Annotated in this window: 13 protein-coding genes, 1 pseudogene and 1 riboswitch; of the genes and pseudogenes, 12 read left to right on the top strand and 2 right to left on the bottom strand. The window is 62.7% G+C overall.

The annotated features are described in order from the left end of the window. Positions 1-176 (bottom strand): annotated as a pseudogene (locus PMI29_RS32710) (sorbosone dehydrogenase family protein); the annotation flags it as partial. Positions 177-243: 67 nt separating this feature from the next. Further along, complete coding sequence (locus PMI29_RS08070; protein ID WP_008001274.1) at positions 244-828, bottom strand: hypothetical protein; 585 nt, start codon at positions 826-828, stop codon at positions 244-246. Between the two features lie 153 nt (positions 829-981). Beyond that, positions 982-1,214, top strand: a riboswitch (cobalamin riboswitch). Positions 1,215-1,296: 82 nt separating this feature from the next. Here PMI29_RS08070 and cobO point away from each other — a divergent pair. From cobO to PMI29_RS08130, 12 genes are all read left to right on the top strand, one after another. Beyond that, a complete protein-coding gene (gene cobO / locus PMI29_RS08075; RefSeq protein WP_008001272.1) occupies positions 1,297-1,908 on the top strand; it encodes a cob(I)yrinic acid a,c-diamide adenosyltransferase in 612 nt (203 codons plus the stop codon). Continuing rightward, the gene (locus PMI29_RS08080; RefSeq protein ID WP_008001271.1) at positions 1,905-3,242 is read left to right on the top strand and encodes a cobyrinate a,c-diamide synthase; all 1,338 of its coding nucleotides are present in this window, start codon (positions 1,905-1,907) and stop codon (positions 3,240-3,242) included. Before cobO ends, PMI29_RS08080 begins: the two co-directional genes overlap by 4 nt. Beyond that, positions 3,239-3,889, top strand: a complete 651-nt coding sequence (bluB, locus tag PMI29_RS08085) for a 5,6-dimethylbenzimidazole synthase (RefSeq protein WP_008001269.1) — start codon at positions 3,239-3,241, stop codon at positions 3,887-3,889. The genes PMI29_RS08080 and bluB overlap by 4 nt, the downstream gene beginning before the upstream one ends. After that, positions 3,886-4,794, top strand: a complete 909-nt coding sequence (gene cbiB / locus PMI29_RS08090) for an adenosylcobinamide-phosphate synthase CbiB (protein WP_008001268.1) — start codon at positions 3,886-3,888, stop codon at positions 4,792-4,794. The genes bluB and cbiB overlap by 4 nt, the downstream gene beginning before the upstream one ends. Then, the gene (cobD, locus tag PMI29_RS08095; RefSeq protein ID WP_008001266.1) at positions 4,787-5,779 is read left to right on the top strand and encodes a threonine-phosphate decarboxylase CobD; all 993 of its coding nucleotides are present in this window, start codon (positions 4,787-4,789) and stop codon (positions 5,777-5,779) included. Before cbiB ends, cobD begins: the two co-directional genes overlap by 8 nt. Further along, positions 5,776-7,227, top strand: coding sequence for a cobyric acid synthase (locus tag PMI29_RS08100; protein ID WP_008001264.1), 1,452 nt, complete (start codon positions 5,776-5,778; stop codon positions 7,225-7,227). Before cobD ends, PMI29_RS08100 begins: the two co-directional genes overlap by 4 nt. A gap of 164 nt (positions 7,228-7,391) precedes the next feature. Next, positions 7,392-7,913 (top strand): bifunctional adenosylcobinamide kinase/adenosylcobinamide-phosphate guanylyltransferase, encoded by a 522-nt coding sequence (cobU, locus tag PMI29_RS08105; protein WP_008001263.1) that lies wholly within the window; start codon positions 7,392-7,394, stop codon positions 7,911-7,913. Further along, positions 7,910-8,965 (top strand): nicotinate-nucleotide--dimethylbenzimidazole phosphoribosyltransferase, encoded by a 1,056-nt coding sequence (gene cobT, locus PMI29_RS08110; protein WP_008001260.1) that lies wholly within the window; start codon positions 7,910-7,912, stop codon positions 8,963-8,965. The genes cobU and cobT overlap by 4 nt, the downstream gene beginning before the upstream one ends. Beyond that, positions 8,962-9,537, top strand: coding sequence for an alpha-ribazole phosphatase family protein (gene cobC / locus PMI29_RS08115; RefSeq protein ID WP_008001258.1), 576 nt, complete (start codon positions 8,962-8,964; stop codon positions 9,535-9,537). The genes cobT and cobC overlap by 4 nt, the downstream gene beginning before the upstream one ends. Positions 9,538-9,539: 2 nt before the next feature. Next, the gene (locus PMI29_RS08120; RefSeq protein ID WP_008001256.1) at positions 9,540-10,271 is read left to right on the top strand and encodes an adenosylcobinamide-GDP ribazoletransferase; all 732 of its coding nucleotides are present in this window, start codon (positions 9,540-9,542) and stop codon (positions 10,269-10,271) included. A gap of 201 nt (positions 10,272-10,472) precedes the next feature. After that, complete coding sequence (locus tag PMI29_RS08125) at positions 10,473-10,877, top strand: MarR family winged helix-turn-helix transcriptional regulator (protein WP_008001254.1); 405 nt, start codon at positions 10,473-10,475, stop codon at positions 10,875-10,877. Between the two features lie 52 nt (positions 10,878-10,929). Then, entirely contained in the window at positions 10,930-12,138 is a 1,209-nt protein-coding gene (locus PMI29_RS08130) for an MFS transporter (protein WP_008001252.1), read from the top strand. Positions 12,139-12,221: the final 83 nt, after the last annotated feature.

Genomic DNA, 12,221 nt, shown 5'->3' with positions numbered 1-12,221 from the left:
CCCTCCGGCCAGCCAATGGCAGGTGCAATGTTCACGGTCGGAACCAGGGTCTTGTTGGGTTCTGGTAGTTGAGGTGACGGGCCGGTGCCGTCGGAGACTTGCAGCCTGGAGGTCTCGCCACAAGCGGCGAGCCCTCCGCAGAGCGCGATAACGAGAACGAGCGGGGGCGTGTGCATGCTGGTGTTCCCTATGAATGCCTTGTTCTAATCATAGAGAAGCGTTGTCGTCCGATGGTTCAACCCCTCAACCGCGAGCCTCCTTGAACAGCACGGCAATGCCGGGGTGATAGTTGCCGGCTTCATTGCGCAACTTGCGATAGGCGTAAGGGAAGTACCAGGCGACAGCGCAGGTGTGTTCCTTTTGCAGGTCGTCGACCATGTCCTGGAGTTCTTCCGGCGTAGCGCCTTGCTGGGCTTTTTGCGGGGCGACAAACAGGCAGCCGAGCTTCAGGTCGCTGGCATGGCTCACTCGCTTCGCGTCGCTGGCGATGTCGAGCAGGGCCTGGTTCAGATTCAGGCTGTTGACCCGTGGCCAGCGCTGGCTGGTCTGGATGTAGGCGCGGGTCTCGGGTGAGGCGAGGAACAGGTCGGCGCGGCTGTTGCGTTCGCCTTCTTCGGTCTGTTTACGGGTTGGCGTCTGTTGCAGCGTGACCATCCCGGCCATCCAGGCGGCGGCAGACAGCAGTCCGAGATTGGCTTTTTCGTCGTGCCAGTACGGTGTGTCGCCATCACCGCGGACGGCGTTATAGCGGTCGATGCATTCGAACCAGCGCTCGAGCACCGGGCGCAGGAATTCCAGCTTTGGATTGCTGATGATCATGCCTTGCATGGGCTCACCCTTGTTGTTGTGTTGTGGGGTTATGGCTCTTTGATATCACTGCTGGGGGCGTGGCACAAGATTGACGTCAGTTTATTGATTGTCAGCAGTTATTCGGCAGGTGGCCTCCCGGCTTTAATTGACGCTCCACCCCCAACCCTCTAACCTTCGCGGCTTGTTTCAGGTGCTCTGTGGCTCGGGTCGACAGAGTGAAACAGGGAAGCCGGTGAGTGAGTTCTTCTGTTGGTCGAAGGCCCGCAATTCCGGCGCTGCCCCCGCAACGGTAAATGAGTGAAAACTGTGTCTGGTGCCACTGTGTCGATTCGATGCGGGAAGGCGCACAGTCTGGCCCTGCGCCACTCATGAGCCCGGAGACCGGCCTGATTCATCCAGCGGCATCACGGTGGGCGATGCCAGGCTTTTTGCCTTCTATTGTTGTGCCTGCCCGCCGTTATTCCAGCCTCAACGGAGAGCTCCCCCATGACTGATACCCCTGATCGTGACGAACGCCACCTGGCGCGCATGCAGCGCAAAAAAGCCGTGATTGACGAGCGCATCGCCAATTCCCCGAACGAGTGCGGCCTGTTGCTGGTGCTGACCGGCAACGGTAAAGGCAAGAGCAGTTCGGCCTTCGGCATGCTCGCCCGCGCCTTGGGGCACGGCATGCAATGCGGCGTGGTGCAGTTCATCAAGGGCCGCAGCAGCACGGGCGAAGAGTTGTTCTTCCGACGCTTTCCCGAGCAGGTGCGTTTTCATGTGATGGGCGAAGGTTTTACCTGGGAAACCCAGGATCGTCAGCGCGACATCGCCGCCGCCGAGGCCGCCTGGGCGGTGTCGCAGGAACTGCTGCGTGATCCTTCCATCGGTCTGGTGGTGCTGGATGAGCTCAACATCGCCCTCAAGCACGGCTACCTCGATCTCGATCAGGTGCTCAGCGACCTGCAGTCCCGGCCACCGATGCAACACGTGGTGGTCACCGGTCGTGCCGCCAAGCCGGAAATGATCGAGATGGCCGACACCGTCACCGAAATGGGCATGATCAAACACGCCTTTCAAGCCGGGATCAAAGCGCAGAAAGGCGTCGAATTGTGAGTCAGCCTCGGCACTGTCCGGCGGTACTGATTGCCGCGCCGGCCTCCGGCCAGGGCAAGACCACCGTTACTGCCGCGTTGGCCCGATTGCATCGCAATCAGGGGCGCAAGGTTCGCGTGTTCAAGTGCGGCCCCGATTTTCTCGATCCGATGATCCTCGAGCGCGCCAGCGGTGCGCCGGTGTATCAACTGGACATGTGGATGGTCGGCGAGCAGGAGAGTCGTCGACTGCTGTGGGAAGCCGCCGCTGAAGCCGACCTGATCCTGATCGAAGGCGTCATGGGGCTGTTCGACGGTACGCCGTCGAGCGCCGATCTGGCGCGGCATTTCGGTGTCCCGGTATTGGGCGTGATCGATGGCACCGCCATGGCCCAGACCTTTGGAGCACTGGCCCTGGGGCTGGCGCGTTATCAGCCGGACTTGCCGTTCGCCGGCGTGCTGGCCAATCGTGTCGGCACGCTGCGCCACGCGCAACTGCTCGAAGGCAGCCTAACGGAAGGTTTGCGCTGGTACGGCGCGCTGTCCCGGGAAACCGGGATCGAATTGCCGAGCCGACACCTTGGGCTGGTGCAGGCCAGTGAGTTGAACGATCTCGACCTGCGCCTCGATGCGGCAGCCGATGCCCTGGCCAGCAGTTGCGAGGTCGAGCTGCCACCGGCGGTCGAGTTCGCCGCCCCCGATGCCATCGCAGTCGAACCGCTGCTGGCCGGTGTGCGCATTGCCGTCGCCCGTGATGAAGCCTTTGCGTTCACCTACGGCGCGAGCCTGGATTTGCTGCGGGCAATGGGCGCCGAGTTGTCGTTCTTCTCGCCGATCCGCGACCGTGCGTTGCCGGAGGCGGACAGCCTGTATCTGCCGGGTGGTTACCCGGAACTGCACCATGTTGCGCTGGCGCAAAATACCGCGATGCTCGACGCGATCCGCGCGCACCACGCCGCCGGCAAACCGTTGCTCGCCGAGTGTGGTGGCATGCTGTATCTGCTCGATTCCCTGACCGATGTCGAGGGCACTCGCGCCGAACTGGTTGGCTTGCTGACCGGTGATGCGGTCATGCAAAAGCGTCTGGCAGCGCTGGCGTTGCAAGCGGTGGAGTTGCCGGAAGGTTCGCTGCGCGGGCACACCTATCACCATTCGCTGACCACCACCGAACTGGCACCGATTGCCCGTGGCTTGAGCCCTAACGGCGGGCGCGGAGCGGAGGCGGTTTACCGTGAAGGGCGGATGACCGCTTCTTACGTGCACTTTTATTTTCCGTCCAACCCCTCGGCGATTGCCGCATTGTTTGCGCCTGACCAAAACCCTGTGGGAGCGAGCCTGCTCGCGAAGAGTCCATGACCGACAACGCATTCTCCGAAGTCGAGCGCGCAGCGGTCTATCGCGCCATCGCCGAGCGCCGCGACATGCGCCACTTCAGCGGCGGCACCGTCGAGCCCGAATTGCTCCAGCGTCTGCTCGAGGCTGCACACCAGGCGCCCAGTGTCGGCCTGATGCAACCCTGGCGCTTCATCCGCATCAGTGATCGCGCCTTGCGCGAGCAAATCCAGGCCCTGGTGGAAGAAGAACGCGTCCGTACTGCCGAAGCCCTCGGCGAGCGCAGCGATGAGTTCATGACGCTCAAGGTGGAAGGCATCCACGATTGCGCCGAGGTACTGGTCGCCGCGCTGATGGACGACCGCGAACGGCATATCTTCGGCCGCCGCACGTTGCCGGAAATGGACATGGCTTCGCTGTCCTGTGCGATCCAGAACCTGTGGCTGGCGTCCCGCGCGGAAGGGCTGGGTATGGGTTGGGTGTCGCTGTTCGAGCCGCAAGCCCTGGCCGATTTGTTGAAGTTGCCGTCGGGAGCCAAACCGCTGGCGGTGCTGTGCCTGGGGCCGGTCAAGGAATTCTATCCGGCGCCGATGCTGGTGCTCGAAGGCTGGGCGCAGGCGCGTCCACTGCATGAATTGTTGTATGAAAACTATTGGGGAGTGAGTCAATGAGTGTGGCGTTATTGAGTGTCGCCGCGGTGGCGCTGGATGCGCTGCTGGGCGAACCCAAACGCTGGCATCCGCTGGTGGCGTTCGGCCGTTTTGCCGACCGCATCGAGCAACGTTTCAATGGCGACGGTCGCGGCTGGCGCAGCCATGGCGTCACCGCGTGGGTGATTGCCGTGTTGCCGCTGACGCTATTGGTCACGGCATTTTCCTGGGCACCTTATATCGGCTGGATTGTCGAGATTCTCGCGCTCTATTGCGCCCTCGGCATGCGTAGCCTCGGTGAACATGTCACGCCTGTAGCCAAGGCCTTGCGCGGCGATGATCTTGATGAAGCACGCAAACGCGTGAGTTATCTGGTCAGTCGTAAAACCAGTGATCTGGATAAAACCGAAGTCGCCCGTGCCGCCACCGAGTCGGTACTGGAAAATGGTAGCGACGCGGTGTTCGCGGCGTTGTTCTGGTTTGCCGTGGCCGGTGCGCCGGGCGTGGTGCTCTACCGCCTGAGCAATACGCTGGATGCGATGTGGGGCTATCGCAATGAGCGCTTCGAACGGTTCGGCTGGGCGGCGGCGAAGGTCGACGACGTGCTCAATTACATTCCTGCGCGTCTGGTGGCACTGACCTACGCGCTGTTGGGCAAAACCCGGCTGGCATTGAAATGCTGGCGCACCCAGGGCCCGACCTGGGACAGCCCGAACGCTGGTCCGGTGATGGCGGCAGGGGCGGGAGCCCTCGGCGTCGAACTGGGCGGGGCGGCGATTTATCACGGCGAACTGCATCAGCGTCCGCAGTTGGGCGAAGGCGTGCCGGCGGATGCCGATTCCATTGACCGGGGCTGGCAATTGGTCCAGCGCGGGGTATGGTTGTGGTTGCTGATTCTCTGCCTGGGGGCCGAACTTTATGCTTGAGCACGGTGGGCGACTGCGCAAGGCCGCGCTCGAATACGGCATAGATGAAGCCGACTGGCTGGACCTGTCCACGGGCCTTGCGCCTTGGCCGTTCCCGGTGCCGGAGATTCCGCTGCGGGCCTGGGCCCGTTTGCCGGAGGCGGACGACGGTCTGGAGCAGGCCGCCTGTGATTACTACGGCACCTTGCAGGCATTGCCGGTGGCCGGCTCGCAAATGGCGATTCAATTGCTGCCGCGATTGCGTCGGGCGGGCAAGGTCGGCGTGTTGTCGCCGTGTTATGCCGAGCACGCCGAAGCGTGGCGTCGCAACGGCTACATCGTGCGTGAAGTGCTGGAGCATGAAGTCGACTTCTTTATCGACAGTTTCGATGTGCTGGTGGTGGTCAATCCGAATAACCCTACGGGCCTGAGCCTGACCCCCAGTCGCCTGCTCGACTGGCATGCGCGGCTGGCCCAGCGCGGTGGCTGGCTGGTCGTGGACGAAGCGTTCATGGATAACACGCCACAACTGAGCGTGGCTCCGTTTGCCCATCAAGTCGGGCTGATTGTTTTGCGCTCGTTCGGCAAGTTTTTCGGCCTGGCCGGTGTGCGCCTGGGGTTTGTGCTGGCCGAGCGCAAGTTGCTCAAGCTGCTGGCTGAACAAGTGGGGCCGTGGGCCGTGAGCGGGGCAACCCGGGTAGTGGGCCAGGCCTGTCTGCGCGATACCGAAGGGCAGACGCGGCAACGAGTGCGCGCCGAAGCGGCCAGCGAGCGCCTGGCGTCGTTGCTGGAGCAACACGGGTTCCAGCCGCAGGGCGGTTGTGCGCTGTTCCAGTGGCTGATCACCGAGCGCGCCGAAGAATTGCATGAATTCATGGCCCGGCGCGGCATTCTCCTGCGGTTGTTCACGCACAACAGCAGCCTGCGATTCGGCTTGCCGGGTGATGAAATCGCCTGGGTGCGACTGGCGCAGGCGTTCGATGAATTCGCCAAGGAAAACCAATGACCACGCTGATGGTGCAGGGCACCACATCGGATGCCGGTAAAAGTACGCTGGTGACCGCGCTGTGCCGCTGGGTCACACGTCAGGGCGTAGGGGTGGTGCCGTTCAAACCACAGAACATGGCCCTCAACAGTGCGGTGACCGCCGACGGTGGCGAGATTGGCCGCGCCCAGGCGGTACAGGCCCAGGCCGCGCACCTCGAACCGCACACCGACATGAACCCGGTATTGCTCAAGCCCAACAGTGACACCGGTGCCCAGGTGATCATTCATGGCCGCGCCGTCACGACCATGAACGCCGTCGCCTATCACGACTACAAAACCATCGCCATGCAAGCGGTGCTGGCCTCCCACGAGCGCTTGAGCGCGGCGTATCCGCTGGTGATGGTCGAGGGTGCGGGCTCGCCGGCAGAAATCAATTTGCGCGCCGGCGATATCGCCAACATGGGCTTTGCCGAAGCGGTGGATTGCCCGGTCGTGCTGATCGCCGATATCAATCGTGGCGGGGTTTTCGCCCATCTGGTGGGCACCCTCGAACTGCTGTCGCCGAGCGAGCAGGCGCGGGTCAAAGGGTTCGTCATCAATCGTTTTCGTGGCGACATCGCGTTACTGCAACCCGGTCTCGACTGGCTCGAAGAGCGCACCGGCAAACCGGTGATCGGCGTGCTGCCGTACGTGATGGACCTGCACCTGGAGGCCGAGGACGGCATCGATCAACGCCAGACCGATAAAGCCGAACAGGTGCTGAGGGTGGTGGTGCCGGTGCTGCCGCGCATCAGCAATCACACCGATTTCGATCCGCTGCGCCTGCATCCGCAAGTGGATCTGCAATTCATCGGCCCCGGCCAGGCGATTCCGCCCGCCGACCTGATCATTCTTCCTGGCTCGAAAAGTGTGCGCAGCGACCTCGCGCACCTGCGCGCCAGCGGCTGGGAAACCGCCATCGCCCGGCATCTGCGTTACGGCGGAAAACTGCTGGGGATCTGTGGTGGCCTGCAGATGCTCGGCGAGCAAGTGCATGACCCCCTGGGCCTCGAAGGTGCACCGGGTTCCAGCGCCGGTCTGGGTCTGCTGGCGTTCCAGACCCAGCTCGAACAAGAGAAGCAGCTGCGCAATGTGCGTGGTCGCCTGGCGCTGGAGGATGCGCCGGTATCAGGCTATGAAATTCATGCTGGCGTGACCTCCGGGCCGGCGCTGGAAAACGCCGCTGTGCAACTGGATGACGGCCGCTGTGATGGTGCGCAAAGTGCTGACGGGCAGATTTTCGGCACCTACCTGCACGGCCTGTTCGAATCGCCGGCGGCGTGCAGTGTGCTGTTGCGCTGGGCCGGTTTGCAAGATGTACAGGACGTGGATTACCACGCCTTGCGCGAGCGTGATATCGAGCGGCTGGCGGATCTGGTGGAGAAGCATCTGGATACCGGGCTATTGCGGCGGCTTTGCGGGATTTGAGGTGCCTGCCATTGCCTCATCGCGGGCAAGTCGGATCGCCGCACCGCCGCTCCCACAGAGATTTGGGTTGATCATGAAATGTGAGTACACCTCCTAACCCTGTGGGAGCGGGCTTGCCCGCGATGAGGCCAGTCGCCTCACCGAAAATTTCAAGGAAAACAACCATGCTTCAACTGATCCTCGGCGGCGCCCGCTCCGGCAAGAGTCGCCTGGCTGAAAAACTCGCCATCGACAGCGCTTTGGCCGTCACCTATATCGCTACCAGCCAGCCACTGGACGGAGAAATGAGCGAGCGGGTGGCCCATCACCGCGCTCGTCGTCCTGCCGAATGGGCATTGATCGAAGAACCTGTCGAGCTGGCCCGGGTGCTGCGTGAGTCCGCCCGCGCCGACCGCTGCCTGCTGGTGGATTGCCTGACCCTGTGGCTGACCAATCTGCTGATGCTCGACGATGCCGATCGCCTGACCGCCGAGCGTGATGCCCTGCTGGACTGCCTGGCGTCGTTGCCGGGTGAAATCATTTTTGTCAGCAACGAGACCGGAATGGGCGTCGTGCCGCTGGGCGAATTGACTCGCCGCTATGTCGATGAAGCCGGTTGGCTGCATCAAGCTCTGGCTGAGCGCTGTCAGCGTGTCGTCCTGACCGTCGCCGGCCTTCCCCTGACTCTGAAAGGAACTGCGTTATGACTCAATCCTGGTGGCTGAACCCGTGCAAGCCGGTCGATACCCAAGTGGTCGAACAGGCGCAGGCGCGGCAACAGCAACTGACCAAACCGGCCGGCTCCCTCGGTCAGCTGGAATCGGTGGCGGTGCAACTGGCGGGATTGCAGGGGCAGGTCAAGCCGAGTCTGGAGCAGGTGTGGATAGCGATTTTTGCCGGCGACCATGGCGTCGTCGCCGAGGGCGTGTCGGCGTTTCCCCAGGAAGTCACCGGGCAGATGCTGCTCAACTTCGTCAGCGGTGGTGCAGCGATCAGCGTATTGGCGCGGCAACTGGGCGCTTCCCTCGAGGTGGTTGACCTTGGCACGGTTACGCCGTCGTTGAACCTGCCGGGCGTGCGCCACCTGAACGTCGGCCCGGGCACAGCCAATTTTGTACAGGGGCCGGCCATGACCGCGGCCCAGGGGCAACTTGCCTTGCAGGCCGGCCGTGACAGTGTGCAGCGGGCAATTGCCACGGGTGCGCAGTTGTTTGTCGGTGGAGAAATGGGCATCGGTAACACCACCGCCGCCAGCGCCCTGGCGTGTGCGCTGCTTGATTGCCCAGTAGGTCATTTGACCGGGCCTGGCACCGGGCTCAATGCCGACGGTGTCAGCCACAAAGCCCAGGTGATCGAGCGCGCCCTGGCATTGCATGGCGCGCAGCGTGGCGATGCCTTGCAGACCTTGTTCAACCTCGGTGGTTTTGAGATCGCCGCGCTGGTCGGTGCCTATCTCGCCTGTGCCCAGGAAGGTGTCGCGGTGCTGGTGGACGGCTTCATTTGCAGTGTCGCGGCGCTGGTTGCGGTGCGCTTGAATCTCGAGTGTCGGCAGTGGCTGTTGTTCGGTCATCGCGGCGCCGAGCCGGGGCATCGTCATGTGCTGGAAACCCTGAATGCGCAACCGTTGCTCGATCTCGGCCTGCGGCTGGGCGAAGGCAGTGGCGCGGCATTGGCCGTACCGCTGCTGCGCCTGGCTTGCGACCTGCACGGGCAGATGGCGACCTTCGCCGAAGCCGCTGTGGCAGATCGTCCGGCATGACCTTGCGCGTGGATCTGTTGCGTCACGGTGAAACCGAACTCGGCGGCGGCTTGCGCGGCAGCATCGATGATGCGTTGACCGATACGGGCTGGGCGCAGATGCGCGCCGCCGTGGTCGGGCAGGGGCCATGGGATCGGCTGGTCAGTTCGCCGTTGCAGCGTTGTGCGCGGTTTGCCGAGGAACTCGGTGCACAACTGGGTGTGCCGGTGCAATTGGATAAAGACCTGCAAGAGTTGCATTTCGGTGCCTGGGAAGGGCAGAGCGCAGCGGCATTGATGGAAACCGACGCACAGGCCCTGGGCTTGTTCTGGGCCGATCCTTATTCGTTCACGCCGCCTCAGGGTGAGCCGGTAGCAGACTTTTCGGCGCGGGTGCTGGCAGCGCTGGAGCGTTTGCACGCGACCTGTGCCGGTGAGCGCATTTTGCTGATCAGCCATGGTGGTGTGATGCGTCTATTGCTGGCGCAAGCGCGAGGACTGCCGCGAGAGCAACTGCTCAACGTCGAGGTCGGGCATGGCGCGCTGTTTTCGCTGACCGTGGAGCCTGCTGGCTTGTTGAAGGAAATGCGCTGACCATGCTGCCATTCTGGATCGCCCTGCAATTTCTCAGCAGCCTGCCGATTCGCCTGCCCGGTATGCCTGAGCCCCGGGAGCTGGGGCGGTCGCTGCTGTTTTATCCGCTAGTGGGATTACTCTTTGGCGCCATTCTGTGGGCATTCAACTGGCTGCTGCTGGGCACGCCGACGTTGTTGCACGCGGCGTTGTTGCTGAGTCTTTGGGTGCTGCTCAGCGGCGGGTTACATCTCGATGGCCTGGCGGACAGCGCCGATGCCTGGCTCGGCGGTTTTGGCGACCGTGAGCGCACGCTGACCATCATGAAAGACCCGCGCAGTGGGCCGATCGCCGTGGTGACGCTGGTGCTGGTGTTGTTGCTCAAGTTCACCGCGCTGCTGGCGCTGATCGAGCAGCCGCATTCGCTGGCATTGATCATCGTACCGTTGATAGGTCGCAGCGCGTTGCTCGGTTTGTTCCTGACCACACCCTATGTGCGTGCCGGTGGCCTGGGGCAGGCATTGGCCGATCATCTTCCGCGTTCGGCGGGCAAGCAGGTGTTGGCGGTCAGTGCACTGGCTTGTGTGCTGATTGCCGGTTTGAGTGGAGTGGTGGCGGTGGTGTTGGCGGTTCTTGGGTTTGCCTGGCTACGGCAGGTGATGCTGCGGCGGCTCGGTGGAGCGACGGGCGATACGGCAGGGGCAATGCTGGAGTTGCTGGAGGCAGGGGTGTTGGTTGGATTGGCATTGGTCTGAGCGCAGTGTCGGTGAATGTTCCGGCCTCTTCGCGGGCAAGCCCGCTCCCACAGGGTTTCTGTTTTGTTAACAAAACAGTGAGCACACCGAAAATCTCTGTGGGAGCGGGCTTGCCCGCGATGGCGGTCTACCAGGCGCCGCTCAGTCACTGAAAAAACCATGTAACTTGATTTAACACACTCACGGGTATATACACGCACCATGCTCGATTCCCAATGTTTATGCATCAACCTGCGTCGCGCCGCCCGTGGCGTCAGCAGGCATTACGACGGCGCTCTCGACGGCTTCGGGATCAACGTTGCCCAGTATTCTTTACTGTGCAATCTGCAGCGTCTGGATCAGCCGAGTATCTCGACTCTGGCCGAGGCCATGGGGCTGGATCGCAGCACCTTGGGGCGCAATTTGCGGGTGCTGGAAGGTGAAGGCCTGGTGACACTGGTCGAGGGCGAGGACATGCGTAACCGTATCGTCCTGCTGACCGAGGCCGGGGCAGAGCGCTTGAAGGCTGCCTTGCCGGCCTGGGAAGCCGCGCAGCAAGGCTTGATCGATCGCCTGGGCGCCGAGAAGCGCGAAATCTTATTGAAGCTGCTGGACGAACTGGCGTGATGCCGGTTTTTTCGATCTTAAGCGGGTATATACCCGCTACCGGAGAACAACAATGACATCGATGTGGCGTACATGCGGCTGGGTTCTGTTGGGGAGTGCGCTGATCCTTGCGTTGTCTCTGGGCGTTCGACATGGCTTCGGGCTGTTTCTGGCGCCGATGAGCGCCGAGTTCGGCTGGGGCCGTGAAGTCTTTGCCTTCGCCATCGCCCTGCAGAACCTGATCTGGGGTCTTGCCCAGCCATTCACCGGCGCCCTGGCCGACCGCTTCGGCGCGGCGAAAGTGGTGCTGATCGGTGGCGTCCTGTACGCGGCGGGGCTGATTTGCATGGGGCTCTCCGACTCGGCGGTGACCCTGTCCCTGAGCGCCGGCCTGCTGATCGGCATCGGACTGTCCGGTACGTCGTTCTCGGTGATTCTGGGGGTGGTTGGCCGCGCAGTACCGCCGGAAAAACGCAGCATGGGCATGGGGATCGCCAGTGCTGCCGGTTCGTTCGGCCAGTTCGCGATGTTGCCCGGCACGCTCGGTTTGATCGGATGGCTGGGCTGGTCGATGGCTCTGCTGGCGCTGGGCTTGCTGGTGGCGTTGATTGTGCCGCTGGTGAGCATGCTCAAGGACAAGCCGCTGCCCGTCCTGGGTCACGAACAAACCCTTGGCGAAGCGCTGCGCGAGGCTTGCTCCCATTCCGGGTTCTGGCTGCTGGCGTTCGGTTTCTTTGTGTGCGGATTCCAGGTGGTGTTCATCGGGGTGCACTTGCCGGCCTATCTGGTGGATCAACATCTTCCGGCGACGGTCGGCACCACGGTGCTGGCATTGATCGGCCTGTTCAACATTTTCGGCACCTATACCGCTGGGTGGCTTGGCGGGCGCATGTCCAAGCCGCGTTTGCTCACCGGTTTGTACTTGTTGCGGGCGGTGGTCATTGCGTTGTTCCTGTGGGCGCCGGTGACCACGACCACGGCCTACCTGTTCGGCATGGCCATGGGCTTCCTTTGGCTGTCGACGGTGCCCTTGACCAACGGCACGGTGGCGACCTTGTTTGGCGTGCGAAACCTGTCCATGCTCGGTGGGATTGTTTTCCTGTTTCACCAGCTCGGTTCGTTCCTGGGCGGCTGGTTGGGTGGCGTGGTGTACGATCGTACCGGCAGCTATGACTTGATCTGGCAGGTTGCGATTCTTCTCAGTCTGTTGGCTGCCGCCCTGAACTGGCCGGTGCGTGAACGGCCGGTGGAGCGTCTGCAAACACAAATGAGTGCGACATGAACAGTCTCTGGCCTCGTATCACAATTTTCGCGGTCCTCACCTTGCTGCTTGCCCTGACGTGGTGGGGCTGGCATCAGGGCGGG

The sequence above is a fragment of the Pseudomonas sp. GM49 genome (assembly GCF_000282355.1).
Classification (GTDB): domain Bacteria; phylum Pseudomonadota; class Gammaproteobacteria; order Pseudomonadales; family Pseudomonadaceae; genus Aquipseudomonas.
This window is presented reverse-complemented; position numbering and strand designations above follow the sequence as displayed.